The sequence below is a fragment of the Paenarthrobacter sp. CAP02 genome (assembly GCF_040137855.1).
GTDB lineage: Bacteria > Actinomycetota > Actinomycetes > Actinomycetales > Micrococcaceae > Arthrobacter.
In genome coordinates this window covers 43,752-67,450 of sequence record NZ_JBEEII010000007.1, presented here as the reverse complement: position 1 = coordinate 67,450, position 23,699 = coordinate 43,752, and the positions used below count along the sequence as shown (strand labels likewise).

Here is a 23,699-nt window from a genome sequence, read left to right as displayed (position 1 = left end):
AACCGCCGCGGGCTATATCCCGTGGGCTCGGGCGCGACCCAGGGCGCGGTACCAATAGAACGAGCTCTTGGGGGTCCGCTCCAAGGTGTCAAAATCCACGTGCACCAGTCCAAAGCGCTGGGAGTAGCCGGCCGCCCATTCAAAGTTGTCCAGCAACGTCCACACGTAGTAGCCGCGAAGGTCTACGCCCTCAGCTATGCCGCCTGGGCCTGTTGCCGTCAGGGCGTGACCCAGGTGCTCGGCGAGGTAGGCGATGCGGTTGGTGTCCTCGAGAGGCCCGTCCACATGGGCAGGTTCGGGGAAACTTGCTCCCCCCTCAGTGATGAACAGGGGTGGCAGCGCGTCGCCGTAGCGGTCCTTCATTTCACGCAGAAGCAAGGCAAGGTATTCCGGGGCCACCGGCCATCCGAAACCGGTGGTCTCGTATTCCTGGTATGCGGCCAAATGGAAGGGAACCTTGGCCATCTCGGGTGACGTTCCCGTGGGGATTTCAGCTGGACCCGGGCCAGCGGCAACCTTGACCGGGTAGTAGTAGTTGAGTCCATAAAAATCCAAGGGTTGGCTGATGATCTCCATGTCTCCGTCCTCCACGGTGCCCAGCGAACGGAACCACGGCCTCATGGGCCACGGCGGTTTCGGGTAGCTGCCCAGCAGGAGGGCGTCAGCATAAATGCGGTTGAGGATGTGGTCCAAAGCTTCGCTCATCAAACGGTCGGGAAGGCTGTTCGAAGCCGGCTGCACAGGGGAGTGCATATTCGACACCCCGATCTGTCCTTTGACCCCTGCGCTTCGGAGTGCTTGTACCGCAAGGCCATGACCCAAGAGCTGATGGTGCGCCGCAGGCAGGGAATCGAACAAAAGCTGCAGGCCCGGGGAGTGGACGCCCAACGCATACCCCTGCACTGTCACAGACACGGGTTCGTTGATGGTCACCCAACGATCAACTCGGTCGCCAAAGCGTTCTGCCACGGCCGCGCAGTAGACGGCGAAGCGTTCGGCCGTTTCCCGATTCATCCAGCCACCGGCGTGCTCAAGTTCAAGCGGGGTATCCCAGTGGTACAGCGTGGCCATGGGTGAGACCCCGGCGGCCAGCAGCTTATCGATCAGGCGGTCGTAAAAGTCCAGGCCCCTTGGGTTGACGGCGCCTTTACCACCGGGCTGGATGCGTGGCCATGACAGCGAGAACCGATAGGAATCCACCTCGAGCTCCTGCATCAGGCTGATATCCTCATCCGCGCGGTTGTAGTGGTCGCAGGCTATGGCGGGGGAGCCGCCGTCGACGATTGCTCCTGGCTTCTCCGCGAAGGCATCCCATCCTGACGGTCCTCGACCGTCCGCGGTCAGCGACCCCTCGATCTGGAATGCGGCTGCCGCGACGCCGAGCACGAAACCCGGACGGAGGCGGGCTGCGAGATCCTCCACCGAACCTTGATCCTGGACCGTCATGTCCCAATCTTCCTCAGACGTGGGTGGCGGGGCAATGGCCTTTGCAGGGCCGATTGGCCTTTGCCCCAACTTTCCGCCATACTGGATGAGTTGTTCAAGCGCTTCTTCGTGTCCCGATCCGGATAATGCCGGGTGTCAGGGTCCAGGTCGAAGCCCAAACATAACCCTGAACCCCATGGAATGCGGTCGAGTCTGCGTGGAAATCGCGACACGCCCGACCGCGGGGGTCGGTGCGCCGGCAGGTTGAGGAACCCGGAATATCCGGATTCAGCTTGTGCGGCGTGTGGTGGTAAATCCTCAAACGCCTCGGCGGCCACATCAACAGGTAAGTAAACAGAGCAGCCCTAACTAGAGCAGCACTAGCTGAAAGAGAGTCAGGCGACATGGCGGGACAAAAAATCCGCATCCGGCTGAAGTCATATGACCACGAGGTCATTGATGTTTCAGCGCGGAAGATCGTTGAGACGGTCACGCGCGCAGGCGCAACGGTAGTCGGCCCGGTGCCGCTGCCCACGGAGAAGAACGTTTACTGCGTTATTCGCTCTCCTCACAAGTACAAGGACAGCCGTGAGCACTTCGAAATGCGTACTCACAAGCGTCTGATCGACATCATCGACCCCACGCCGAAGGCCGTTGACTCGCTTATGCGTCTCGACCTGCCTGCCGACGTGAACATCGAAATCAAGCTCTAGGGAGGTGCTGAGAGACTATGACCGCAACCCGTAACGTAAAGGGCCTGTTGGGCACGAAGCTCGGCATGACCCAGGTCTGGGACGAGAACAACAAGCTCATCCCGGTAACTGTCGTCCAGGCTGACTCCAACGTCATCACCCAGCTGCGCAACGCAGAGGTAGATGGCTACGTCGCCGTCCAGATCGGCTACGGCCAGATCGATCCCCGCAAGGTCACCAAGCCGCTGGCTGGCCACTTCGAAAAGGCTGGCGTCACCCCTCGTCGCCACGTCGTCGAACTGCGTACCGCAGACGCTGCATCCTACGAGCTGGGCCAGGAGCTCTCTGTTGAGATCTTCGAAGCCGGCCAGAAGATCGACGTCGTCGGCACCTCAAAGGGTAAGGGCTTCGCCGGTGTTATGAAGCGTCACGGCTTCCACGGCGTTGGCGCTTCCCACGGTGCCCACAAGAACCACCGTAAGCCTGGCTCCATCGGTGGCGCATCCACCCCGAGCCGCGTCTTCAAGGGCCTGAAAATGGCCGGCCGCATGGGCGCCGAGCGTCACACCACGCTGAACCTCACGGTTCACGCTGTTGACGCTGAGAAGTCGCTGCTCCTTATCAAGGGTGCCGTCCCCGGTGCCCGCGGCCAGGTCGTACTCGTACGCACCGCCGTGAAGGGAGCCTAGTTAAATGACTAGCACTGTCAAGGTAGACCTGCCTGCAGAGATCTTCGACGTTCAGACCAACGTGCCGCTGCTGCACCAGGTCGTCGTCGCACAGCTCGCTGCCGCACGCCAGGGTACCCACAAGACGAAGACCCGCGCCGAGGTTTCCGGTGCAGGTCGCAAGCCGTTCAAGCAGAAGGGTACCGGCCGCGCCCGTCAGGGTTCCATCCGTGCTCCTCACATGACCGGCGGTGGCGTTGTCCACGGTCCGACCCCTCGTGACTACAGCCAGCGCACCCCCAAGAAGATGAAGGCTGCTGCACTCCGCGGCGCCCTGTCTGACCGCGCCCGCAACGGCCGCATCCACGTCATCGCTGAACTGGTAGCCGGCACCAAGCCGTCCGCCAAGGAAGCACTGGCTTCGCTGCGCTCCGTCACCGAGCGCAAGAACCTGCTCGTCGTAATCGAGCGCGCCAACGATGTTGCTGCACTGTCCGTGCGCAACCTCCAGGATGTTCACGTTCTGTACGCAGACCAGCTGAACACCTACGACGTGCTCATCTCCGACGACGTGGTCTTCACCAAGGCTGCTTTCGAGGCGTTCGTCGCTGACAAGGCAAAGAACGAGGAGGCCTCCAAGTGAGCGTAACCACCATCAAGGACCCGCGCGACGTCGTGCTTGCACCCGTCGTATCGGAAAAGAGCTACGGTCTGATCGACGAAGGCAAGTACACCTTCCTGGTGGACCCTCGCTCGAACAAGACCGAGATCAAGCTGGCCGTCGAGAAGATCTTCTCGGTCAAGGTTGACTCGATCAACACCATCAACCGTGCCGGTAAGCGCAAGCGCACCAAATTCGGCTGGGGACAGCGCAAGAGCACCAAGCGTGCAATTGTCACCCTCAAAGAAGGCACAATCGACATCTTCGGCGGTCCGCTCGCGTAGCGGAGACCACTTTAACGAGGAAATAAATTATGGGAATCCGTAAATACAAGCCGACTACCCCGGGCCGTCGTGGCTCGAGCGTAGCCGACTTCGCTGAAATCACGCGATCGACTCCGGAAAAGTCGTTGCTTCGTCCGCTGCACAAGACTGGCGGCCGTAACAACTCCGGTAAGATCACCACCCGCCACAAGGGTGGTGGGCACAAGCGCCAGTACCGTCTGATCGACTTCCGTCGTCACGACAAGGACGGCATCAACGCCCGCGTTGCCGAAATCGAGTACGACCCGAACCGTACGGCTCGCATCGCACTCCTGCACTACGTTGATGGCACCAAGCGTTACATCATCGCTCCGAACAAGCTGTCCCAGGGTGACTTCGTCGAGGCTGGTCCCGACGCTGACATCAAGCCGGGCAACAACCTGCCGCTGCGCAACATCCCGGTTGGTACCGTAATCCACGCAGTTGAACTGCGTCCGGGTGGCGGCGCCAAGATGGCACGTTCCGCAGGTGCTTCGGTACAGCTCGTTGCAAAGGAAGGCCGTTTCGCCCAGCTGCGTCTGCCCTCCGGCGAAATCCGCAACGTTGACGTGCGCTGCCGCGCAACCGTCGGCGAGGTCGGCAACGCCGAGCAGTCGAACATCAACTGGGGTAAGGCCGGCCGTATGCGCTGGAAGGGCGTTCGCCCGACCGTCCGTGGTGTAGCCATGAACCCGGTTGACCACCCGCACGGTGGTGGTGAAGGTAAGACTTCCGGTGGACGTCACCCGGTCAACCCGAACGGCAAGCCCGAGGGCCGTACCCGCCGTCCGAACAAAGAGAGCGACAAGCTTATTGTTCGTCGCCGCCGTACTGGCAAGAACAAGCGATAGGAGCCTGGACACATGCCACGCAGCCTGAAAAAAGGTCCTTTCGTTGACCAGCACCTCTTTGTGAAGGTCGCACGGGAAAACGATAAGGGCACCAAGAACGTCATCAAGACCTGGTCCCGCCGTTCGATGATCATCCCCGACATGCTCGGGCACACGATCGCCGTACACGACGGACGCAAGCACATCCCGGTGTTTGTCACTGAGTCGATGGTCGGGCACAAGCTCGGCGAATTCGCTCCCACGCGGACATTCCGCGGCCATGTTAAGGACGACCGTAAGGGCAAGCGCCGCTAAGGCGCCTGACTTTACGTCTTAGACGAGAGAAGGAAAGCAATGGAAGCCAAGGCTATTGCGCGTCACATCCGCGTAACGCCTATGAAGGCCCGGCGCGTCGTCAACCTTGTTCGTGGTAAGCAAGCGAATGAGGCTCTGGCAATTCTGAAGTTTGCCCCCCAGGCAGCTTCGGAGCCGGTATTCAAGGTACTTCAGTCGGCAATGGCCAACGCACGTGTCCTCGCGGACCGTGACGGCGTTGCATTCGACGACAGCGACCTGTTCATCAGCGAAGCATTCGTTGATGAAGGCCCGACCATGAAGCGGTTCCAGCCGCGTGCCCAAGGCCGCGCCTACCGCATCAGGAAGCGGACCAGCCACATCACTTTGGTCGTGGCAACCCCGGAGAAAGAGGAGGCTCGCTAAGTGGGACAGAAAGTAAACCCGCACGGGTTCCGACTCGGTATCACCACCGACCACGTTTCGCACTGGTTCGCTGACAGCACCAAGCCCGGACAGCGCTACAAGGACTTCGTCCGCGAGGACATCAAGATCCGTCAGCTCATGTCCACTGGCATGGAGCGCGCCGGCATCGCCAAGGTCGAAATCGAGCGCACCCGCGACCGTGTCCGCGTGGACATCCACACGGCACGCCCCGGTATCGTTATCGGCCGCCGCGGCGCTGAAGCAGACCGCATCCGCGGCGAGCTCGAAAAGCTCACCGGCAAGCAGGTTCAGCTGAACATCCTCGAGGTCAAGAACCCCGAGATGGAAGCACAGCTTGTTGCCCAGGGCATCGCTGAGCAGCTGACTTCCCGCGTGGCTTTCCGCCGTGCGATGAAGAAGGCAATGCAGTCCGCGCAGCGCGCAGGTGCCAAGGGCATCCGTGTTGCTTGCTCGGGCCGTCTGGGTGGCGCAGAAATGTCCCGCTCGGAGTTCTACCGCGAAGGCCGTGTGCCCCTGCACACCCTCCGCGCGAACATCGACTACGGCTTCTACGAAGCCAAGACCACCTTCGGCCGTATCGGCGTAAAGGTTTGGATCTACAAGGGTGACGTCACCGCCAAGGAACTGGCTCAGCAGGCAGCTGCTGCTCCGTCCCGTGGCCGTGCAGGAGACCGTCCGGGCCGCCCGGGTGGCGACCGCCGTCGTCGTAACGACCGTCCGGCAGCTGAGGCAGCACCTGCTGCCGTTGAAGCACCGGCCGCTGAAGCTGCTGCACCCGCAGCAGAAGGAGGACAGGCTTAAATGCTTATCCCACGTCGAGTCAAGCACCGTAAGCAGCACCACCCGGGTCGTTCCGGCGCTGCTACGGGTGGCACCAAGGTCAGCTTCGGTGAGTACGGTATCCAGGCTCTCAGCCCGGCATACGTAACCAACCGTCAGATCGAGTCCGCCCGTATCGCGATGACCCGCCACATCAAGCGTGGCGGTAAGGTCTGGATCAACATCTACCCGGACCGTCCGCTGACGAAGAAGCCTGCTGAAACCCGCATGGGTTCCGGTAAGGGTTCTCCGGAATGGTGGGTCGCAAACGTCAAGCCGGGCCGGGTTCTGTTCGAACTCTCCGGTGTCAATGAAGAGGTAGCTCGCGAGGCCCTGCGCCTGGCAATCCACAAGCTGCCGTTGAAGGCACGCATTGTGCGTCGCGAAGGTGGTGAATAGAAATGGCAGTAGGGTCGAAGGATCTCGCACCCGCACAGCTGGACGGTTTCGACAACGAGCGTCTCGTTGAAGAACTCCGCAAGTCCAAGGAAGAGCTGTTCAACCTGCGTTTCCAGTCCGCCACCGGACAGCTGGAGAACCACGGTCGCCTGCGCGCGGTAAAGAAGGACATCGCACGCATCTACACCGTTCTCCGTGAGCGCGAGCTGGGCATTCGTGCCGAGGTTGCCGCACCGGTTGTGGAAGCCAAGGAAGAAAAGAAGTCCAAGAAGGCTGCCAAGGCTGAAACGGCCGAGGTTGAAGCTGGAGAGGACGCCAAGTGAGCGAGAAGGAAACTGTGACGGAAGCAGCAGCCAGCGCTGAACAGCGCGGTTACCGTAAGACGCGTCGCGGCTACGTTGTCTCTGACAAGATGGAAAAGACCATCGTTGTTCAGGTTGAAGACCGCGTGAAGCACGCTCTGTACGGCAAGGTTATTCGCCGCACCTCGAAGGTCAAGGCTCACGACGAAGAGAACACCGCCGGCATCGGCGACCTCGTTCTCATCTCTGAAACCCGCCCGCTCTCCGCTACCAAGCGGTGGCGCCTGGTGGAGATCCTCGAAAAGGCAAAGTAAATCCGACGCCGGGCATCGCCTGGCAGGATTCAACGGAAGGCCCGTATTCCCTTGGGAATGCGGGCCTTCCCGCGTTGGCCCTCGGTTCGGATTCGATCCGTAAACGTGCTAGGATATTGAGTTTGTATGGCGCCACTTGTGCGTCGTCCACTACCTCGTAAACAATCGTGCCGCTGCATACTGCCCCGCGCAGAGTTTTCTGCAAGGGAAGCTGATGCTTGTGGCACGGGCGTTTAGGCCTGTTCTGGCAAAATCCAGGCAGGTCAAGAGACACCCCGATCAACCGTTCCGCAAGGCTCATTCCGTATGCATGATTTCGGTCTGAGAACCGGCGCGACGCAAGGAGTAGAAATTGATTCAGCAGGAGTCGCGACTGAAGGTCGCCGACAACACGGGTGCTAAGGAAATCCTTACCATTCGCGTTCTCGGTGGATCTGGCCGTCGCTACGCAGGCATTGGCGACGTTATCGTCGCAACCGTCAAGGACGCTATCCCTGGCGGCAACGTAAAGAAGGGTGACGTCGTCAAGGCTGTCATCGTTCGTACCAAGAAGGAACGCCGCCGTGCGGATGGTTCCTACATCAAGTTTGACGAAAACGCAGCTGTGATCCTGAAGAACGACGGTGACCCCCGCGGTACCCGTATCTTCGGCCCGGTTGGTCGTGAACTTCGCGACAAGAAGTTCATGAAGATCGTTTCGCTGGCCCCGGAGGTGCTTTAGTCCATGGCTAAGATCAAGAAGGGTGACCTCGTTCAGGTCATCACCGGCGCCAAGCAGGAACGTGGCGGAGACCGCGGCAAGCAGGGCAAAGTCCTGCGCGTATTCCCGGACACCAACCGCGTGTTGGTAGAGGGCATCAACCGCGTCACCAAGCACACCAAGGTCGGTCAGTCGCAGCGCGGCACCAAGACCGGCGGCATCGAGGTCGTTGAGGCCCCGATCCACGTCTCCAACGTTGCTTTGGTTGACCCGTCGACCAAGAAGCCGACCCGTGTTGGTTTCCGTCTCGACACCGTTGAGAAGGATGGTCGTTCCAAGACTGTCCGTATCCGCGTGTCCAAGGCCACCGGGAAGGACATCTAATGAGCGAGACTCTCGAGACTCCAGTGAAGATCGTTCCGCGTCTGAAGACCAAGTATGCAGAGACCATCAAGAAGTCCCTGCAGGACGAGTTCAACTACGCGAACGTGAACCAGGTTCCCCGCCTGGTGAAGGTTGTTGTGAACATGGGTGTTGGAGATGCCGCCAAGGACTCCAAGCTGATCGACGGCGCTGTCCGCGACCTCACCCTGATCACCGGCCAGAAGCCGCAGGTAACCAAGGCCCGTAAGTCGATCGCACAGTTCAAGCTGCGCGAAGGCATGCCCATCGGTGCACACGCTACCCTGCGTGGCGACCGTATGTGGGAATTCGTGGACCGTCTGGTTTCGCTGGCACTGCCGCGTATCCGTGACTTCCGCGGCCTCAACGGCAAGCAGTTCGATGGCAACGGCAACTACACCTTCGGTCTGACCGAGCAGGTTATGTTCCACGAAATCGACCAGGATTCCATCGACCGCGTTCGCGGTATGGACATCACGGTCGTTACCACTGCCAAGACCGACGACGAAGGCCGCGCGCTGCTCAAGGCGCTTGGGTTCCCGTTCAAAACCGAAAACTAACTACGTGACAGGTCCGTCCGCGTTTGTTCTTGAGACCAAGCGCAGCGGAAACCGGTACGAGGAAGGGCTATAGCCCAAATGACTATGACAGATCCTGTCGCAGACATGCTTACGCGTCTGCGCAATGCAAACTCGGCATACCACGACACCGTGTCCATGCCGTACAGCAAACTGAAGGCACGCGTTGCCGACATCCTGAAGGCCGAGGGCTACATCGCCGGCTGGAAGGAAGAGGAAGCTGAGGTTGGCAAGAAGCTGACCATCGACCTCAAGTTCGGTCCCAACCGCGAGCGTTCGATCGCTGGTGTCCGCCGCATCTCCAAGCCGGGTCTCCGCGTTTACGCGAAGTCCACCAACCTGCCGCACGTGCTGGGTGGCCTGGGTATCGCAATCCTGTCCACCTCTTCCGGCCTCCTGACTGACAAGCAGGCCGGTAAGAAGGGCGTGGGCGGCGAAGTCCTCGCGTACGTCTGGTAACGGGAAAGGAAGAGAATAATGTCACGTATTGGACGTCTCCCCATCACCGTTCCTGCCGGAGTTGAGGTCAAGCTCGATGGCTCCGTCATCAGCGTCAAGGGATCCAAAGGCGAGCTGAGCCACACTGTGGCCAGCCCGATCGAGGTCTCCCTCGAAGAGAACACTCTCACGGTCACCCGCCCGAACGACGAGCGCAACTCGCGTTCGCTGCACGGCCTGACCCGCACCCTGATCGCCAACATGATCCAGGGCGTTACCGAGGGCTATGAGAAGAAGCTTGAAATCGTTGGTACCGGTTACCGCGTTCAGGCCAAGGGTTCTGACCTGGAGTTCGCTCTGGGCTACAGCCACCCGGTCAACGTCTCTGCACCCGAAGGCATCACCTTCGTAGTAGAGGGTCCGACCAAGCTCTCTGTTGCGGGTATCAACAAGCAGCAGGTCGGCGAGGTTGCTGCCAACATTCGCAAGCTGCGCAAGCCCGACCCCTACAAGGGCAAGGGTGTCCGTTACGCCGGCGAAGTCATCCGCCGCAAGGTCGGAAAGGCTGGTAAGTAAACCATGGCCATCGCAATTAACAAGAAGCGTTCGAACAAGAGCAAGTCTGCTGCACGCAGCCGTCGCCAGCTTCGTATCCGCAAGCGCATCAGCGGCACGGCTGTACGTCCTCGTCTGGTCGTCAACCGCTCCGCACGTCACGTATTCGTCCAGGTTGTCGATGACAGCAAGGGTGTAACCGTGGCTTACGCTTCCACCCTGGAAGCTGACCTTCGCGCATTCGACGGAGACAAGACTGCAAAGGCCAAGCGCGTCGGCGAGCTCGTTGCCGAGCGTGCCAAGGCTGCAGGCGTCGAGGCTGTTGTCTTCGACCGTGGCGGTAACAAGTACCACGGCCGCATCGCCGCCGTCGCTGACGGTGCTCGCGAAGGTGGGCTGGCACTGTGACCGCTGAAAACAACGAAAAGGACATTCAGGTGACTGAAGCTGTAGCTGCTGAAGCAACTGAGACCGCACCCGCTGCCGATGACCGCCGTGGCGCTCGTCGCGGCGAGCGTGGCGACCGTGGCCAGGGCCGCGGCGACCGTGGTGGCCGTGGTGGCCGCGACGGCGGTCGTGAAGCCGAGAAGAGCCAGTTCGTAGAGCGCGTTGTCACCATCAACCGCGTTGCCAAGGTCGTCAAGGGTGGTCGTCGCTTCAGCTTCACCGCACTCGTCGTCGTCGGTGACGGCAACGGTATGGTCGGCGTCGGCTACGGCAAGGCCAAGGAAGTTCCCGCAGCAATCGCGAAGGGCGTTGAAGAGGCCAAGAAGTCCTTCTTCCGCGTTCCCCGCGTTGGCAGCACCATCCCGCACCGCGTGCAGGGTGAAGCTGCTGCAGGCGTCGTCCTGCTGCGTCCGGCTTCCGCCGGTACCGGTGTTATCGCCGGTGGTCCGGTCCGCGCGGTATTGGAGTGCGTGGGTATCCACGACATCCTCTCCAAATCGCTCGGTTCTTCCAACGCGATCAACATCGTTCACGCGACCGTTGCCGCTCTGAAGCAGCTCGAAGAGCCCGCTTCCGTGGCTGCCCGCCGTGGCTTGCCGCTGGACGAGGTTGCTCCTGCTGCTCTGGTGCGCGCGCTCCAGAACCAGAAGGCAGGTGTTTAGTCATGGCTAAGAACCTGACTCCCTCCGACGCCCAGTTGGAGATCACCCAGATCAAGGGCGTCATCGGCGCCAAGCAGAACCAGATTGCGACCCTCCGGTCCCTCGGCCTCAAGCGCATCGGACACACCGTTGTCCGTACCGCTGACGCCGTGACCGTTGGCATGCTCAACACGGTTCCGCACCTCGTGAATGTAGAGGAGGCGAAGTAATGGCAGAGAACAAGACCGCCGCAGAGGCTGCTGAGAAGCAGAACGCTCTGAAGGTCCACCACCTGCGTCCCGCCCCGGGTGCCAAGACCGCCAAGACCCGTGTTGGTCGTGGTGAAGGCTCCAAGGGTAAGACCGCTGGTCGCGGTACCAAGGGTACGAAGGCCCGCTACCAGGTAAAGGCTGGCTTTGCCGGCGGCCAGCTGCCGCTGCACATGCGCCTGCCGAAGCTGCGCGGCTTCAAGAACCCGTTCCGGGTTGAGTTCCAGGTTGTAAACCTGGAGAAGCTCAACGAGCTGTTCCCGGAAGGTGGCGCTGTCACCGTTGAATCCCTGGTTGAGAAGGGTGCCGTTCGCAAGAACCAGCCCGTAAAGGTGCTGGGCACCGGCGACATCACCGTCAAGGTTGACGTCACCGCCCACGCATTCTCCGCCAGCGCGACGGAAAAGATTGCTGCAGCAGGCGGAAGCACCACTGCTCTCTAAGAGCCAGTGGGGCGAAAGCCCGTTGTAAAAAAATCCCGGTATGCGGGGCTTCGGCCCCGTATACCGGGATTTTTTTGCCTGATTGTGGACTCTCGATTATTAAGACGGCGTCACCAGCGGTTAGACTCGGTTGTTGGGTTTCATTGAGCCCCATCACATCCTTGTACTTTCTACTCAGGAGGACGCTTGCTAAGCGCATTCGGCCGGGCGTTTCGGACGCCTGATTTGCGACGCAAGTTGTTGTTCACGCTGGGAATCATCACAATCTTCCGCTTGGGAGCTTTCATCCCCTCGCCTGGTGTGAACTACCAGAATGTCCAGCAATGCTTGAACAACGGTGACACCTCGCAGGGCATCTACCAGTTGGTGAACTTGTTCAGCGGCGGCGCGTTGCTGCAGGTATCGATCTTTGCCCTGGGCATCATGCCCTACATCACGGCGAGCATCATCGTGCAGTTGCTTCGGGTGGTTATTCCCCGGTTCCAGCAGCTCTACGAGGAAGGTTCCTCCGGGCAGTCAAAACTGACGCAGTACACCCGGTACCTCACCATCGCTCTCGGCTTGTTGAACGCCACCACTTTGGTGTCGCTGGCCCGATCCGGACAGTTGCTGCCGGGCTGTAACCTGCCCATCATTCCCGATGAGAGCATCATTACCACCCTCCTGCTGATCATCACGCTGACTGCAGGCACCGGCCTCATCATGTGGATGGGCGAGCTCGTCACCGAGCGCGGCGTCGGCAACGGCATGTCCCTCCTGATCTTCACCTCCATCGCTGCCGGCTTCCCCCGTTCACTGGGTTCCATCTGGGAGACCAAGGGCCCCGGAACGTTCTTCATCGTTCTTGCCATTGGACTGCTGACTGTGGCTCTGGTGGTCTTCGTGGAGCAGTCCCAGCGCCGTGTTCCGGTCCAGTACGCCAAGCGTATGATCGGTCGACGCACCGTGGGTGGGACCAGCACCTATATCCCCATCAAGGTGAACATGGCCGGCGTCGTGCCTGTCATCTTTGCTTCCTCCATGCTGTACCTGCCGGGCCTGATCTCGCAGTTCAACCAGCCCAAGCCGGGGGAGCAGATTGCTCCATGGGTCGAGTGGATCAACAACAACCTCACCCGTGGCGACCACCCCATCTACATGGCGCTCTACTTCGCCATGATCGTGTTCTTCACGTACTTCTATGTAGCCATCACCTTCAACCCTGAAGAAGTGTCGGACAACATGAAGAAGTACGGCGGGTTCATTCCGGGCATCCGGGCGGGTAAACCGACCGCGGACTACCTGCAGTACGTGCTTTCCAGGATCACTCTTCCCGGAGCCTTCTACCTTGGCTTCGTGGCGTTGATTCCGCTGGTCGCACTCGTCCTGATCAATGCCAACCAGAACTTCCCGTTTGGTGGCACATCAATCCTGATCATGGTGGGTGTTGGCCTGGAGACCGTCAAGCAGATTGATGCGCAGCTACAACAACGTCACTACGAAGGGCTTTTGCGATGACGAGAATGCTGATCATTGGACCTCCCGGTTCGGGTAAGGGTACGCAGGCCGAGCGCATTTCCGAGCGCCTCGGCGTAGTCGCCATCTCCACCGGCGACATCTTCCGTGCCAACGTCAAGGGTGAAACCCCCTTGGGCATTGAGGCCAAGAAGTACATGGACGCCGGTGATTTCGTTCCGGACAGCGTCACGAACAACATGGTTCGCGACCGCCTCGGCCAGGACGACGTCGAGAACGGCTTCCTGTTGGACGGCTACCCGCGCACAACGGCGCAGGTTGACTACTTGGACCAGATCCTCGCTGAGGGCCAGCAGGAGCTCGACGTCGTGCTCCAGCTGACTGCCGACGACGAAGAACTGGTTGCCCGCCTTTTGGGCCGTGCCAAGGAAACCGGCCGCTCCGATGACAACGAGACTGTGATCCGACACCGTCTTGACCTGTACCACGAGCAGACCGAAGCCGTCGTAGCCAAGTACTCCGAGCGTGGCATCCTGACACAGGTTGATGGCATCGGCGGTATCGACGAAGTTACCGACCGTGTGCTCACGGCGATCGAGTCGGCCAAGGCTGTCTAGCAGTACGTTCTCCACATAGCCGGAGTACCGGCATGGGAGTGATGGGTGGGTCCCGTACCGTTTGGTGTGGGGCCCACCTTTTTCGTTCCCTGTCATGGGGTGGGTGCCAGCCAATTTCGGTCCTGCCCACGGATACGGGAAAATAATTGAAGCACGGGGCCAGGCGGGTCCCACCAGCAACCTTCCAAAGGAGAACATGGCGTTCGGTCAGCCCCGTATTGAATACAAGTCCAACGAGCAAATGCGCACCATGCACCAGGCAGGCCTTGTGCTGAGCCGTGCCCTGGACGCTGCCGTTGCGGCGGCTAAGGCCGGAGTCACCACCAAGGACCTGGATGATGTATTCGCCGCAGTCCTCAACGAGGCCGGCGCGAAGTCGAATTTCCTCGGATACCACGGCTTTCCGGCCACCATCTGTACCTCGGTGAACGAAGAAGTTGTTCACGGTATCCCGGGGGGCCGTGTCCTGCAGCACGGCGACATTATCTCCATCGACGGCGGCTGCATTGTGGACGGCTGGCATTCTGATTCCGCGCGGACAGTGATCGTTGGAACCGCGGATCCCGAAGACCAGCGCCTCTCCGATGTCACGGAGGCCGCCATGTGGCGTGGAATCGCTGCCTTGGCCACCGGAAAGTTCGTGGGGGACATCGGCAACGCCATCGACGACTACGTATCGTCCGTCGAAGGCAAGCCCCTCGGCATCCTCGAAGACTATGTAGGCCACGGTATCGGGTCTGAAATGCATATGGCGCCCGATGTGCTGAACTACAGGACCAACCACCGCGGCCCGAAGATCCGTCCAGGCCTGTGCCTTGCCATTGAGCCGATGCTGGTTCGCGGGGACATTGAAACCGCAACCCTCGACGACGACTGGACAGTGGTCACCACCGACGGCAAGCGCTCCTGCCAATGGGAGCATTCAGTAGCCGTACATGAAAAGGGCATTTGGGTCCTGTCTGCCCCGGACGGCGGAGCAGCGCAGCTGGCGCCGCTCGGCGTCGTGCCTGTCCCCATCCCGTAGCTGACATAAGAAGAGAGCCGGGCTGCTGAAGCAGCCCGGCTCTCTTCATGCTCGGCGGAGTTTATGCCTTCAGTTTAGGCTTGACGTCCTTGGTGTAGATGCCCTCGAGCGTCTTCTTCAGCTCCGTCATGGTGGCCTGCACATCGCCCTGCTGCGTGAGGATCTTCGCAGCAGACTTGGCCATTTCCTGGTCCGCACCCGGAAGGAAGACCCTTGCGTTGTCCTGGACCTTGGTGGCTGCGAGCTGGTCCATGGCGATCTTGATCTGCGGCGTGGTGGCCAGGACGGTAGACATGTCCGCGGATAGCCGCGTAGGCATGTAGCCGGTGGCAGCGGAGAACGCAGCCGTGTTCTCGGGTTCGGTCATGAACTTGAGGAAGGATGCAGCGGCCAACTGCTCTTCCTTGCTGATCCCGCTCGGAATGCCCAGCCCCGCGCCTCCTGTCGGGCAAACGCCACTGGTAACCTGGGGACCGCCGGGGAGGAACCCGACGCCGACGTTGAACTTGGCAGCCTTCAGGACACCCAACAGGGAGCCGGTGGAGGAGATGGTCGACGAGGTAAGGCCGGCGGCGAAGTCGTCAGCAGCTTCCTTGGACGAGACGCCAGCCCATCCGTCTTTGTAAATGGAGTCTTGCGCCCACTGCAGGGCAGCCACGGATTCCTTGGAGTCGCAGGTGATGTCCCAGTCCTTGGACCAGCTTCCGCCCCAGCCCCACAGGTTGTTCTGCAGGGTCCAGCCGGCGTAGCCAGCCAACGCCGGGTAGATGTAGGCGTACTGGGCGCCGGAGCTTGCCTTCAGCTTGGGTGCCCACTCAGCGAATTCCTGCCAGGTTGCAGGAGCACGGTCCGGAAGTCCTGCGGCTTTGAAGTGGTCCTTGTTGTAGTAGAACAGCGGGGTGGACCGGCCGTAGGGCAGGGCCCACTGCTTGTTGTCGTACTTGTAGTCGTCAACGAGGGACTTCTGGAAATCGTCGATCTTGATGTCCAGCTGCTTCACGAGTCCGTCAAGGGGAATGATGCTGCCGTTGGAGAAGTAGCGGAACCACCACACGTCGGAAAGGACCACCAAGCCGGGGAGCCCGGTCTTGGCCGCCTGCGACGTCTGGAACTTCTGGGCAATCTCTTCGTAGTTCGCCCCAGCCGTGACCAGGTTGACCTTGATGTCAGGGAACTTGGCGTGGAACTTGTCGATGATGGCCTTTTCCACGTCCTGCGACTTGCCCGGGTGGTTGGTCCAGAAATCGATGGAGGCGGCAGGCTTCACGCCGCTGAAGTCGATCGTTGCGGGGTCGACGGCGTCTGCCGTGCCCGCCGTCGAGGGTCCACCACATGCGGCGAGGGCCGCTGCTCCGGCTCCGAGGCCTGCAAGTCCCAGGAAATGTCGGCGGTCAAGGTTGGTGCGCATGGTGCTTCCTTTCAATAACGTACTTCGATGCGATTGGTGCGGTGGGAGAATCAACCGGTGACGCTTCCCTGCGTCAGGCCGGCAACGATGTAGCGCTGGAGTGCGGCGAAGACCAGCAGGATCGGAACGATCACCAGGACGGCCCCGGCCATGAGGATTCCCCAGCCTGCTCCGTTGCTTTCGGAGTTCTGCAACAAGGTGAGCCCCACTGGCAGGGTCATGGTTTCTGGACGATCGGTGATGATGAGCGGCCAAATGTAGTCATTCCATTCGCTGACCACTGTCACCAATGCCACGGTCGCGATGGACGGTACCGACACGGGCACGATGATTTGCCACAAGCGTCGCCCATGGCCGGCGCCATCGATCTCGGCCGCTTCAAGGATCGACGGCGGAAGGGTCAGGAAGTGCTGCCGAAGGAGGAAAGTACCAAAGGCAGTGCCGAGTCCCGGAAGGATGATGCCCCACAGGGTGTTCTTGCCTCCCATGCCCGCAATGAGGATGTAGTTGGGCAGGATGGAAACCTGCGCCGGAACCATCAGGGCCACCAGGATCAGGACGAAGATGACGTTCTTGAACGGAAAGCGCACGAACACCAGGGCGTAGGCGGTCAGGATCGCCAGGATGACTTTGACGGTGGAACCAACCACTGTGACTATCAGGCTGTTCGCGAAAAATTGGGCGAACGGAACCGTCGTCATGGCTGTGGCATAGTTCTCCAGGTTCAAGGACTCCGGCAGGATTTTCAGGTCCATGGTGACGATTTCGCCCGGTTGCTTGAAAGAGCTGAGCAGCATCCACAGCAATGGCAGGGCCACCACCAGCGTGGCGACGATCAGCGGAACGTAGCCCGCGGCGACTGTCTGGAGAAGGTTCGCAGGCGACAAGGGCCTGTGCCGACGGTCCGGCTCAGCGTCCTGCTGGGAAACGACGACGGCGGCTGGTGACGGTGCGCTCATGAGTAGTGGACCTTTCGCTCAACGAACCGCAGTTGGAGGACCGTGATGATCAGCAGGATGGCGAAGAGGATCACTGAGATCGCCGCGGAGTAGCCCGCCCTGTTGTAGGCGCCGAAAGCCTGGAGGTAGGCCTCGTAGATCAACGTGCTGGTGCCATTGCCCAGCGGTGTCATGATGCGGATCAGGTCGAATGCCTGCAACGAACTCAGCATGGTGGTGATCAGCAGGAAGAACGTGGTGGGGGAGAGCAACGGCAACGAAATGCTGAGGAACCGTCGTACACCGTTCGCCCCGTCGAGGGCCGCGGCTTCCATCACGTCCCGCGGAAGTGACTGCAGCCCGGCCAGATAAACCACGGCGCAATAGCCCAGGTTTTTCCAGACGTAGACAATGATGACCATCACCAACGAAAGCTGGGGGTCGTTGATCCACTGTGGGCTCTGCTGACCGAGCCCACGAAGGATCCAAGCCAGGACACCGTAGCCGGGATCGAAGATGAACAACCACACCAAACCGACACCCACCCCGGAGAGCACGTACGGCGCAAACACCGCGGACCGGGCCAACGTGGTGCCGCGAACCTTCGCATTCAACGCCAAGGAAACAAGCAAGCCCAGGACCATGGAGCCGCCCACTGTAACAAGCGTGAAGACCGCCGTGGTGCCGAGGACTTTCGAGGCGTCATCGCCGGTGAAGAACGTGACGTAGTTCTGCAGCCCAACAACCGTGGCTGAAGCGGATCCCAGCGTCCAATCCAACGTGGAGTAGTAGATGTTGTTAATCAGCGGCCAGTACGTGAAGGTGCCAATCAGCACCAGGTTGGGAAGGGCCATGGCCAGGAAGACAACAAAGTCCTTGCGGCTGCGGCCGGACCAGCGCCGTCTCTCCCGGTTTCTCCCGGGCGTGGCAACCGGCGGGGCGGGGGCCGCTGTGTCCGGGCCGTCCGCGGGCGCGGTGCTGCTCTTGTGAATCAAAGGGGCAGTCATGGGTCACTAACGTTCTCGGGTGATTGAGGGGGTTCGCCAGCGCCCGGACCGGGGCGGCGAAGACAGGCCTAGCTCACCACACCCAAGTGGCCTGTCGGGACCAAAAAGGCTTCCCTGAGTGATAGTTGTCTGACACTTCCCAACCCGTTTACGTGGTGTTCCCCGCAAGTTCGTATTTGAGGCTCAACTCCCAGTTCCAGTCCAGGGCGAGGCGTTGCCCAGGCCGGTGGAGAATGGAGCCATGAATGCGATCACCGATGTTGCGGGCGTACAGGTTGGGCATGTGCAGAGGGCCGGGGATGGGTGGCTGTCCGGGGTGACCGTGGTGCTGCCGCCGCCCGGAACCGTGGGGTCGGTGGATGTACGCGGTGGAGGGCCCGGGACCCACGAGACCGACGCTTTGGATCCCACCACACTGGTATCAACCGTTGATGCCGTGGTGTTGACCGGTGGCAGCGCCTTCGGGCTGGTCTCCGCGGCGGGCGCCCAACGCTGGTGTGAAGAACAGGGGCGTGGCTTCGCCGTCCCGGGAACCGTGGTGCCAATTGTTCCGGCCGCAGCGATCTTCGACCTCGGGCGTGGTGGCGACGTACACGCACGGCCCGACGCCGACATGGGCTACCAGGCAGCTGCCGCAGCGTTCGCCTCCGGTGACCATGCCGCCGTCGGGCGTGGAAACGTTGGTGCCGGTACCGGTGCCGTCATAGCCCGCGGCCAGTACAAGGGCGGGATCGGTACGTCCTCGATCGAACTCGACGGCGGCGTGATTGTAGGGGCCATCGCCGTGGTGAATGCGCTGGGTTCGCCCCGGTTTGGGCCTGCGGACCTGCAGCCCTCTGCGCGCTCGGTCGTTCCTCCCTTAGACGCGCGCGGCCGGGCTCCAGGCCCGCAGGCCGAGGACCAGCCAGCGCAGGCAGAACAGCCGGGCCTGAACACTACACTCGTCGTGATCGCTACGAATGCCGTGCTGGATGTGGCCGAGTGCAAGCGGACCGCATCTGCCGGGCATGCCGGGCTTGCGCGGGCGCTGGATCCGTCTCATACCCTCGCTGACGGTGACACCGTGTTCGCGTTGGCGACTGGCGCCGTCGGGCTTGACCGCAGTACTGAACAGGCGCGGCAAGTCTCGCTGATTACGCTCCAAAGCGCCGCGGCGGAAGCCGTTCGGCTGGCGATTCTCGACGGCGTCCTGGCCGCGGAAAGCGTCTCGACGCCGGCGGGTGACTTCCCGGCCTATCGGCCGGCGGGGGAGTGACGGGCTGCGATACGTGCGCTACCATTGTCGGATTTAACTTTCCGGCTCCATTGGCGTAGAGTTATTTGTTGGTTGTCTGTGCAGCCACGCCCTTTTAGTGTCGTGGTTCCAAGGGAGCCAAGCAAACAAAAAACGTCCGCTGGACCTTCGGTGCCTACTGGAGGACGGTGGCAAACAACAGTTAGCGGAGGATATGGCCAAGAAGGACGGGGTCATTGAGATCGAGGGCGTTGTGACTGAGGCGCTGCCCAACGCGATGTTTCGTGTTGAGCTCACCAACAAGCACGTCGTTCTCGCACACATCTCTGGGAAGATGCGACAGCACTACATTCGAATCCTCCCCGAGGACCGGGTAGTGGTTGAGCTGAGCCCATACGACCTCACACGTGGTCGTATCGTCTACCGCTACAAGTAAATTGCTGGGCGGCAGGCAATAGTGCCAAGCCGCTCCAGCAGATCAACTGCAAAACACGCAAAGGAACGCCATGAAGGTCAAGCCGAGCGTCAAGCAGATCTGCGACAAGTGCAAAGTGATCCGCCGTAACGGCCGGGTCATGGTGATCTGCGAGAACCCGCGCCACAAGCAGCGCCAGGGCTAATTCCCCTTCCGGGAATCAGCGCCCGCAAGGGCAAACCTGGGTTGCTAGCCCACGCAAGTAAATAAAGGCAGCACAAGCTGTGCCAGGACTGCATTACAGAGCCTGGTCAGCGAACCCCCGGTCGGAGGCTGGGGCCACACGGAACGTGTGGGTGTACTGCCTACGACCTCCGGTTTATTCAAGGAGTACCGCCACTATGGCTCGTCTCGCTGGCGTAGACATTCCCCGCGAAAAGCGGTTGGAAATTGCGCTTACTTACATCTACGGCGTGGGCAAGACCCGTGCACACGAAACCCTGGCTGCCACCGGCATCAGCGCTGACGTTCGCGTCAAGGACCTGACTGACGCCGAGCTGGTCCAGCTGCGTGACTACATTGAAGGCAACTACAAGGTTGAGGGTGACCTTCGCCGCGAGGTAGCCGCTGACATCCGCCGCAAGGTTGAGATCGGCAGCTACGAAGGCCTGCGCCACCGCAAGGGCCTGCCCGTACGCGGACAGCGTACGAAGACCAACGCACGTACCCGCAAGGGTCCGAAGCGCACCGTCGCCGGCAAGAAGAAGGCCGGACGTTAATCCCTCGGGATTGACCTGGTTTTCCCCCGATAACTTTCTGTAGGAGAAACAATGCCCCCGAAGACTCGTGGAGCGGTTCGTAAGCCGCGTCGCAAGGATAAGAAGAATATTGCGCTTGGCCAGGCGCACATCAAGAGCACCTTTAACAACACCATCGTGTCCATCACGGACCCGAACGGTGCTGTCATCTCATGGGCTTCCGCCGGTGAGGTTGGCTTCAAGGGCTCCCGTAAGTCCACCCCGTTCGCTGCCCAGATGGCTGCCGAAGCTGCTGCAAAGCGCGCTCAGGAGCACGGTCTGCGCAAGGTTGACGTATTCGTCAAGGGCCCGGGATCCGGACGCGAAACCGCAATCCGTTCGCTTCAGGCCGCTGGCCTCGAGGTTGGCTCCATCCAGGACGTCACCCCCAGCGCCCACAACGGTTGCCGCCCCCCGAAGCGTCGCCGCGTCTAATTAGGTCTTCCCTGCCTGACCGGCCGGGCCTGCTGTGGATGGTCTTCCATCCATAAGCATGGCCCGGCTGGTCAGGCTGGAAACCGAAGCCGATTTCCACCACCTGTGTTGCGTCATATAGCGGATGCTCGCCGAAAGGAAACCTAAGTGCTCATTGCACAGCGCCCCACCCTGTCCGAAGAAGTTGTATCCGAGAACCGCTCCCGTTTCATCATTGAACCGCTGGAGCCGGGCTTCGGCTACACCCTCGGAAACTCCCTCCGCCGTACCCTGCTCTCCTCCATCCCCGGTGCCGCTGTAACCAGCATCCGGATCGATGGCGTGCTGCACGAGTTCACCACGGTTCCGGGTGTCAAGGAAGATGTCACCGAGATCATCCTGAACATCAAGAACCTTTCGGTTTCCTCCGAGCACGATGAGCCGGTTGTTGCTTACCTGCGCAAGCAGGGCCCCGGAGTCGTCACCGCCGCGGACATCGCTCCGCCGGCCGGCGTCGAATTCCACAACCCGGATCTGCACATTGCCACTCTGAACTCGAAGGGCAAGTTCGAACTCGAACTGACCATCGAGCGCGGCCGTGGCTACGTTTCGGCAGCTCAGAACAAGTCCGGCGACTCCGAGATCGGCCGTATTCCGGTTGACTCGATCTACTCGCCGGTCATGAAGGTAACTTTCCGCGTGGAAGCTACCCGTGTTGAGCAGCGCACCGACTTCGACAAGCTCATTGTCGACGTCGAGACCAAGCAGGCAATCGCTCCCCGCGATGCTGTTGCTTCCGCAGGTACCACCCTGGTGGAACTGTTCGGTCTGGCCCGTGAGCTGAACACCGCAGCTGAAGGTATCGAGATTGGCCCGTCGCCGACGGACGCTGCCCTGGCAGCCGACATGGCTCTGCCGATCGAGGATCTGGACCTCACGGTCCGTTCCTACAACTGCCTCAAGCGTGAGGGCATCCACACCGTGGGTGAACTCGTTGCCCGCTCCGAGGCTGACCTGATGGACATCCGTAACTTCGGTGCGAAGTCCATTGACGAGGTCAAGGCAAAGCTCGTCGAACTGGGTCTGTCCCTCAAGGACTCCCCTCCCGGTTTCGATCTCGCAGCCCGCGCCGCAGCCATCGAAGAGGACGACGCCGCGTTCAGCGACGACGAGCTCTAAACAGCAGATCTTGGCCGCCGGGTCCAGCAATGGACCTGACCGGCTTACACAACAGGAGAAATAACTATGCCTACCCCCACTAAGGGTCCGCGCCTCGGAGGCGGCCCGGCTCACGAGCGCCTGATGCTCGCGAACCTGGCAGCTGCTCTGTTTGAGCACAAGCGCATCACCACCACGGTTACCAAGGCCAAGCGCCTCAAGCCGTACGCAGAGCGTCTGGTCACCTTCGCCAAGCGTGGCGACCTCGCTTCCCGCCGCCGCGTTCTCGGCCTGATCAGCGACAAGGGCGTTGTCCACGAGCTGTTCACCGACATCGCCGGCGCCGTTGCCAACCGCGATGGTGGCTACACCCGCATCACCAAGATCGGCAACCGCAAGGGCGACAACGCTCCCATGGCTGTCATCGAGCTCGTTCTCGAGCCGGTTTCCCCGAAGCAGGCCGTTGTTGCGGAAGCAACCAACGCTGCTGCCAAGGCTGCTCCGGCTGCTGAAGCTCCGGCTGCCGAGGAAGAGGGCGTAGAGACCGAAGCTGCTGAAACCGAAGAAGCTCCGGCTGCTGAGGCCGAGGCTACTGAAGCTGAAGCTGCTGAAACCGAAGAGGCTCCGGCCGCTGAGGACAAGAAGTAATTCACTGAATTCTTCACAGTAGACTTAAGTCTATGAACGAACGAAAACCCGCTGCCCCCGTTATGGGGGGCGGCGGGTTTTTGCGTGTCCGGCTGGATCTCTCGTACGACGGCGGCCCCTTCAGCGGGTGGGCGCTGCAGCCTGGTCTTCGCACGGTGCAGGGTTCGCTGGAGGAAGCTCTGACGCTCCTGCTGCAGCGGCCCGTCCGCGTGACGGTTGCCGGCAGGACTGACGCCGGGGTCCATGCCCGTGGGCAGGTAGTTCACCTGGACCTGACCGAAGCCGAGTGGCTGGCACTGCCGCGAGGGCACGAACTCGATCCCGCCGTCGCGCTTTTGCGTCGTCTCCGTGGTGCGTTGAGCCGGATTCTTGGCGACCTGACCGGCGCTGTGGAGGTGCACGACGCCGGCCTGGCACCTGAAGGTTTCGACGCCCGCTTCTCTGCGTTGTGGCGCAGGTACAGCTATCGGATCGCCGACGGTCCGGAGCGGTGGGACCCCGTCCTTCGAAGCATTACCCTGTGGCATAAGTCTGCGGTGGATGTCTCCGTGATGAACCACGGGGTGCAGGCACTGCTGGGACTCCAGGATTTCAGGTCCTACTGCAAACCCCGCGAGGGTGCCACCACAGTTCGTGAATTGCAGAAGTTCTCGTTCGAACGGGGGAGCGACGGAGTCATTGTCGCGACCGTCCAGGCGGACGCCTTCTGCCACAACATGGTGCGCTCACTGGTTGGTTCTGCCCTCAGGGTGGGCGGGGGACTGGAGTCTCCCGAGTGGCTGCATGCCAGGCTCCTGGAACGAAAACGCGACGCTAAGTCCGTCCTTGCCGCCCCGCACCCGTTGGTGCTGGAAGAGGTCGCTTACCCCTTGGACAGCGAGTTGTTGGCCCGGGCTGAACTGACGCGGGCGCGCCGGGAGTAGCTCGCTGGTTGGGGCCCGGACGTTGGAGGACCCCC

General features: G+C 61.1%; 35 protein-coding genes. 31 read left to right on the top strand and 4 right to left on the bottom strand.

The genetic code is table 11. The features are described from left to right. Positions 1 to 12 precede the first annotated feature (12 nt). Complete coding sequence (locus ABHM97_RS13540; protein WP_349471135.1) at positions 13 to 1,446, bottom strand: GH1 family beta-glucosidase; 1,434 nt, start codon at positions 1,444 to 1,446, stop codon at positions 13 to 15. Positions 1,447 to 1,829: 383 nt separating this feature from the next. Between ABHM97_RS13540 and rpsJ the strand changes: the two genes are divergently transcribed. The 23 genes from rpsJ to map all read left to right on the top strand — a co-directional run bounded on the left by rpsJ (position 1,830) and on the right by map (position 14,722). Further along, positions 1,830 to 2,138: a 30S ribosomal protein S10 gene (gene rpsJ / locus ABHM97_RS13535; protein ID WP_003803825.1), complete on the top strand. Its 309-nt coding sequence runs from the start codon at positions 1,830 to 1,832 to the stop codon at positions 2,136 to 2,138. 17 nt (positions 2,139 to 2,155) lie between these two features. Beyond that, the gene (gene rplC, locus ABHM97_RS13530; protein WP_211712127.1) at positions 2,156 to 2,806 is read left to right on the top strand and encodes a 50S ribosomal protein L3; all 651 of its coding nucleotides are present in this window, start codon (positions 2,156 to 2,158) and stop codon (positions 2,804 to 2,806) included. Between the two features lie 4 nt (positions 2,807 to 2,810). Further along, complete coding sequence (gene rplD, locus ABHM97_RS13525; RefSeq protein WP_235517124.1) at positions 2,811 to 3,428, top strand: 50S ribosomal protein L4; 618 nt, start codon at positions 2,811 to 2,813, stop codon at positions 3,426 to 3,428. Next, a complete protein-coding gene (rplW, locus tag ABHM97_RS13520; RefSeq protein ID WP_011775593.1) occupies positions 3,425 to 3,730 on the top strand; it encodes a 50S ribosomal protein L23 in 306 nt (101 codons plus the stop codon). The genes rplD and rplW overlap by 4 nt, the downstream gene beginning before the upstream one ends. A 29-nt stretch (positions 3,731 to 3,759) precedes the next feature. Continuing rightward, the gene (gene rplB, locus ABHM97_RS13515) at positions 3,760 to 4,599 is read left to right on the top strand and encodes a 50S ribosomal protein L2 (protein ID WP_011775592.1); all 840 of its coding nucleotides are present in this window, start codon (positions 3,760 to 3,762) and stop codon (positions 4,597 to 4,599) included. A 12-nt stretch (positions 4,600 to 4,611) separates the two neighbouring features. Beyond that, a complete protein-coding gene (rpsS, locus tag ABHM97_RS13510; protein ID WP_011775591.1) occupies positions 4,612 to 4,893 on the top strand; it encodes a 30S ribosomal protein S19 in 282 nt (93 codons plus the stop codon). 39 nt (positions 4,894 to 4,932) lie between these two features. Continuing rightward, a complete protein-coding gene (rplV, locus tag ABHM97_RS13505) occupies positions 4,933 to 5,298 on the top strand; it encodes a 50S ribosomal protein L22 (RefSeq protein ID WP_018776683.1) in 366 nt (121 codons plus the stop codon). Further along, positions 5,299 to 6,120, top strand: coding sequence for a 30S ribosomal protein S3 (gene rpsC / locus ABHM97_RS13500; protein ID WP_011775589.1), 822 nt, complete (start codon positions 5,299 to 5,301; stop codon positions 6,118 to 6,120). Beyond that, a complete protein-coding gene (gene rplP, locus ABHM97_RS13495) occupies positions 6,121 to 6,537 on the top strand; it encodes a 50S ribosomal protein L16 (RefSeq protein WP_003803795.1) in 417 nt (138 codons plus the stop codon). A gap of 2 nt (positions 6,538 to 6,539) precedes the next feature. After that, positions 6,540 to 6,860: a 50S ribosomal protein L29 gene (gene rpmC, locus ABHM97_RS13490; protein WP_021472413.1), complete on the top strand. Its 321-nt coding sequence runs from the start codon at positions 6,540 to 6,542 to the stop codon at positions 6,858 to 6,860. Further along, a complete protein-coding gene (gene rpsQ, locus ABHM97_RS13485; protein WP_142938371.1) occupies positions 6,857 to 7,153 on the top strand; it encodes a 30S ribosomal protein S17 in 297 nt (98 codons plus the stop codon). The genes rpmC and rpsQ overlap by 4 nt, the downstream gene beginning before the upstream one ends. A gap of 352 nt (positions 7,154 to 7,505) precedes the next feature. Next, positions 7,506 to 7,874: a 50S ribosomal protein L14 gene (gene rplN / locus ABHM97_RS13480; protein ID WP_003803789.1), complete on the top strand. Its 369-nt coding sequence runs from the start codon at positions 7,506 to 7,508 to the stop codon at positions 7,872 to 7,874. Between the two features lie 3 nt (positions 7,875 to 7,877). Further along, positions 7,878 to 8,237 carry a 50S ribosomal protein L24 gene (gene rplX, locus ABHM97_RS13475; RefSeq protein WP_141281625.1) on the top strand — a complete coding sequence of 120 codons (360 nt, stop codon included), beginning with the start codon at positions 7,878 to 7,880 and terminating at the stop codon, positions 8,235 to 8,237. Continuing rightward, positions 8,237 to 8,815, top strand: coding sequence for a 50S ribosomal protein L5 (gene rplE / locus ABHM97_RS13470; RefSeq protein WP_235517123.1), 579 nt, complete (start codon positions 8,237 to 8,239; stop codon positions 8,813 to 8,815). Before rplX ends, rplE begins: the two co-directional genes overlap by 1 nt. Before the next feature lie 78 nt (positions 8,816 to 8,893). Then, positions 8,894 to 9,292, top strand: coding sequence for a 30S ribosomal protein S8 (rpsH, locus tag ABHM97_RS13465; RefSeq protein ID WP_142938374.1), 399 nt, complete (start codon positions 8,894 to 8,896; stop codon positions 9,290 to 9,292). A gap of 18 nt (positions 9,293 to 9,310) precedes the next feature. Then, positions 9,311 to 9,847: a 50S ribosomal protein L6 gene (gene rplF / locus ABHM97_RS13460; RefSeq protein ID WP_018776680.1), complete on the top strand. Its 537-nt coding sequence runs from the start codon at positions 9,311 to 9,313 to the stop codon at positions 9,845 to 9,847. 3 nt (positions 9,848 to 9,850) lie between these two features. Beyond that, positions 9,851 to 10,234, top strand: a complete 384-nt coding sequence (rplR, locus tag ABHM97_RS13455; protein ID WP_167263521.1) for a 50S ribosomal protein L18 — start codon at positions 9,851 to 9,853, stop codon at positions 10,232 to 10,234. A gap of 29 nt (positions 10,235 to 10,263) precedes the next feature. Next, the gene (gene rpsE, locus ABHM97_RS13450; RefSeq protein ID WP_204814929.1) at positions 10,264 to 10,935 is read left to right on the top strand and encodes a 30S ribosomal protein S5; all 672 of its coding nucleotides are present in this window, start codon (positions 10,264 to 10,266) and stop codon (positions 10,933 to 10,935) included. Positions 10,936 to 10,937: 2 nt separating this feature from the next. Then, positions 10,938 to 11,144, top strand: a complete 207-nt coding sequence (gene rpmD, locus ABHM97_RS13445; RefSeq protein ID WP_026539814.1) for a 50S ribosomal protein L30 — start codon at positions 10,938 to 10,940, stop codon at positions 11,142 to 11,144. Further along, on the top strand, positions 11,144 to 11,626 hold the full coding sequence (gene rplO / locus ABHM97_RS13440) for a 50S ribosomal protein L15 (protein ID WP_211712130.1): 483 nt from the start codon (positions 11,144 to 11,146) through the stop codon (positions 11,624 to 11,626). The genes rpmD and rplO overlap by 1 nt, the downstream gene beginning before the upstream one ends. A gap of 186 nt (positions 11,627 to 11,812) precedes the next feature. Then, positions 11,813 to 13,123: a preprotein translocase subunit SecY gene (gene secY / locus ABHM97_RS13435; protein WP_257370553.1), complete on the top strand. Its 1,311-nt coding sequence runs from the start codon at positions 11,813 to 11,815 to the stop codon at positions 13,121 to 13,123. A 5-nt stretch (positions 13,124 to 13,128) separates the two neighbouring features. After that, positions 13,129 to 13,698, top strand: coding sequence for an adenylate kinase (locus ABHM97_RS13430; protein ID WP_235518597.1), 570 nt, complete (start codon positions 13,129 to 13,131; stop codon positions 13,696 to 13,698). Between the two features lie 196 nt (positions 13,699 to 13,894). Next, positions 13,895 to 14,722 (top strand): type I methionyl aminopeptidase, encoded by an 828-nt coding sequence (map, locus tag ABHM97_RS13425; RefSeq protein ID WP_349471134.1) that lies wholly within the window; start codon positions 13,895 to 13,897, stop codon positions 14,720 to 14,722. A 61-nt stretch (positions 14,723 to 14,783) separates the two neighbouring features. Here the strand turns inward: map and ABHM97_RS13420 are convergent, their stop codons facing one another. The 3 genes from ABHM97_RS13420 to ABHM97_RS13410 are packed head-to-tail and all read right to left on the bottom strand — an operon-like array spanning position 14,784 to position 18,075. Next, complete coding sequence (locus tag ABHM97_RS13420; protein WP_349471133.1) at positions 14,784 to 16,130, bottom strand: ABC transporter substrate-binding protein; 1,347 nt, start codon at positions 16,128 to 16,130, stop codon at positions 14,784 to 14,786. Between the two features lie 50 nt (positions 16,131 to 16,180). Then, positions 16,181 to 17,089: a carbohydrate ABC transporter permease gene (locus ABHM97_RS13415; protein ID WP_349471132.1), complete on the bottom strand. Its 909-nt coding sequence runs from the start codon at positions 17,087 to 17,089 to the stop codon at positions 16,181 to 16,183. Next, positions 17,086 to 18,075 carry a carbohydrate ABC transporter permease gene (locus ABHM97_RS13410; protein WP_349471131.1) on the bottom strand — a complete coding sequence of 330 codons (990 nt, stop codon included), beginning with the start codon at positions 18,073 to 18,075 and terminating at the stop codon, positions 17,086 to 17,088. Before ABHM97_RS13410 ends, ABHM97_RS13415 begins: the two co-directional genes overlap by 4 nt. Before the next feature lie 241 nt (positions 18,076 to 18,316). Here ABHM97_RS13410 and ABHM97_RS13405 point away from each other — a divergent pair, with 241 nt between their 5' ends. The 8 genes from ABHM97_RS13405 (at position 18,317) to ABHM97_RS13370 (ending at position 23,664) form a co-directional block, all read left to right on the top strand. Continuing rightward, positions 18,317 to 19,330, top strand: a complete 1,014-nt coding sequence (locus tag ABHM97_RS13405; protein WP_349471130.1) for a P1 family peptidase — start codon at positions 18,317 to 18,319, stop codon at positions 19,328 to 19,330. Positions 19,331 to 19,523: 193 nt separating this feature from the next. Beyond that, complete coding sequence (infA, locus tag ABHM97_RS13400) at positions 19,524 to 19,745, top strand: translation initiation factor IF-1 (RefSeq protein WP_011775571.1); 222 nt, start codon at positions 19,524 to 19,526, stop codon at positions 19,743 to 19,745. A gap of 70 nt (positions 19,746 to 19,815) precedes the next feature. Then, a complete protein-coding gene (rpmJ, locus tag ABHM97_RS13395; RefSeq protein WP_011775570.1) occupies positions 19,816 to 19,929 on the top strand; it encodes a 50S ribosomal protein L36 in 114 nt (37 codons plus the stop codon). Between the two features lie 196 nt (positions 19,930 to 20,125). Further along, the gene (gene rpsM / locus ABHM97_RS13390; RefSeq protein ID WP_011775569.1) at positions 20,126 to 20,503 is read left to right on the top strand and encodes a 30S ribosomal protein S13; all 378 of its coding nucleotides are present in this window, start codon (positions 20,126 to 20,128) and stop codon (positions 20,501 to 20,503) included. 51 nt (positions 20,504 to 20,554) lie between these two features. Then, positions 20,555 to 20,956, top strand: coding sequence for a 30S ribosomal protein S11 (gene rpsK / locus ABHM97_RS13385; protein WP_014922380.1), 402 nt, complete (start codon positions 20,555 to 20,557; stop codon positions 20,954 to 20,956). 147 nt (positions 20,957 to 21,103) lie between these two features. Continuing rightward, positions 21,104 to 22,114, top strand: coding sequence for a DNA-directed RNA polymerase subunit alpha (locus tag ABHM97_RS13380; RefSeq protein WP_011775567.1), 1,011 nt, complete (start codon positions 21,104 to 21,106; stop codon positions 22,112 to 22,114). Between the two features lie 66 nt (positions 22,115 to 22,180). Beyond that, entirely contained in the window at positions 22,181 to 22,741 is a 561-nt protein-coding gene (gene rplQ / locus ABHM97_RS13375; protein WP_349471129.1) for a 50S ribosomal protein L17, read from the top strand. A gap of 32 nt (positions 22,742 to 22,773) precedes the next feature. Then, the gene (locus tag ABHM97_RS13370) at positions 22,774 to 23,664 is read left to right on the top strand and encodes a tRNA pseudouridine synthase A (protein WP_349471128.1); all 891 of its coding nucleotides are present in this window, start codon (positions 22,774 to 22,776) and stop codon (positions 23,662 to 23,664) included. Positions 23,665 to 23,699 lie beyond the last annotated feature (35 nt).

Coding starts and splice junctions, on each gene's coding strand:
- ABHM97_RS13540 (WP_349471135.1), bottom strand. CDS start 1,446: ATGACGGTCCAGGATCAAGGTTCGGTGGAGGATCTCGCAGCCCGCCTC.
- rpsJ (WP_003803825.1), top strand. CDS start 1,830: ATGGCGGGACAAAAAATCCGCATCCGGCTGAAGTCATATGACCACGAG.
- rplC (WP_211712127.1), top strand. CDS start 2,156: ATGACCGCAACCCGTAACGTAAAGGGCCTGTTGGGCACGAAGCTCGGC.
- rplD (WP_235517124.1), top strand. CDS start 2,811: ATGACTAGCACTGTCAAGGTAGACCTGCCTGCAGAGATCTTCGACGTT.
- rplB (WP_011775592.1), top strand. CDS start 3,760: ATGGGAATCCGTAAATACAAGCCGACTACCCCGGGCCGTCGTGGCTCG.
- rpsS (WP_011775591.1), top strand. CDS start 4,612: ATGCCACGCAGCCTGAAAAAAGGTCCTTTCGTTGACCAGCACCTCTTT.
- rplV (WP_018776683.1), top strand. CDS start 4,933: ATGGAAGCCAAGGCTATTGCGCGTCACATCCGCGTAACGCCTATGAAG.
- rplP (WP_003803795.1), top strand. CDS start 6,121: ATGCTTATCCCACGTCGAGTCAAGCACCGTAAGCAGCACCACCCGGGT.
- rpmC (WP_021472413.1), top strand. CDS start 6,540: ATGGCAGTAGGGTCGAAGGATCTCGCACCCGCACAGCTGGACGGTTTC.
- rplX (WP_141281625.1), top strand. CDS start 7,878: ATGGCTAAGATCAAGAAGGGTGACCTCGTTCAGGTCATCACCGGCGCC.
- rplE (WP_235517123.1), top strand. CDS start 8,237: ATGAGCGAGACTCTCGAGACTCCAGTGAAGATCGTTCCGCGTCTGAAG.
- rpsH (WP_142938374.1), top strand. CDS start 8,894: ATGACTATGACAGATCCTGTCGCAGACATGCTTACGCGTCTGCGCAAT.
- rplF (WP_018776680.1), top strand. CDS start 9,311: ATGTCACGTATTGGACGTCTCCCCATCACCGTTCCTGCCGGAGTTGAG.
- rplR (WP_167263521.1), top strand. CDS start 9,851: ATGGCCATCGCAATTAACAAGAAGCGTTCGAACAAGAGCAAGTCTGCT.
- rpmD (WP_026539814.1), top strand. CDS start 10,938: ATGGCTAAGAACCTGACTCCCTCCGACGCCCAGTTGGAGATCACCCAG.
- rplO (WP_211712130.1), top strand. CDS start 11,144: ATGGCAGAGAACAAGACCGCCGCAGAGGCTGCTGAGAAGCAGAACGCT.
- ABHM97_RS13430 (WP_235518597.1), top strand. CDS start 13,129: ATGCTGATCATTGGACCTCCCGGTTCGGGTAAGGGTACGCAGGCCGAG.
- map (WP_349471134.1), top strand. CDS start 13,895: ATGGCGTTCGGTCAGCCCCGTATTGAATACAAGTCCAACGAGCAAATG.
- ABHM97_RS13420 (WP_349471133.1), bottom strand. CDS start 16,130: ATGCGCACCAACCTTGACCGCCGACATTTCCTGGGACTTGCAGGCCTC.
- ABHM97_RS13415 (WP_349471132.1), bottom strand. CDS start 17,089: ATGAGCGCACCGTCACCAGCCGCCGTCGTCGTTTCCCAGCAGGACGCT.
- ABHM97_RS13410 (WP_349471131.1), bottom strand. CDS start 18,075: ATGACTGCCCCTTTGATTCACAAGAGCAGCACCGCGCCCGCGGACGGC.
- ABHM97_RS13405 (WP_349471130.1), top strand. CDS start 18,317: ATGAATGCGATCACCGATGTTGCGGGCGTACAGGTTGGGCATGTGCAG.
- infA (WP_011775571.1), top strand. CDS start 19,524: ATGGCCAAGAAGGACGGGGTCATTGAGATCGAGGGCGTTGTGACTGAG.
- rpmJ (WP_011775570.1), top strand. CDS start 19,816: ATGAAGGTCAAGCCGAGCGTCAAGCAGATCTGCGACAAGTGCAAAGTG.
- rpsM (WP_011775569.1), top strand. CDS start 20,126: ATGGCTCGTCTCGCTGGCGTAGACATTCCCCGCGAAAAGCGGTTGGAA.
- rpsK (WP_014922380.1), top strand. CDS start 20,555: ATGCCCCCGAAGACTCGTGGAGCGGTTCGTAAGCCGCGTCGCAAGGAT.
- rplQ (WP_349471129.1), top strand. CDS start 22,181: ATGCCTACCCCCACTAAGGGTCCGCGCCTCGGAGGCGGCCCGGCTCAC.
- ABHM97_RS13370 (WP_349471128.1), top strand. CDS start 22,774: ATGAACGAACGAAAACCCGCTGCCCCCGTTATGGGGGGCGGCGGGTTT.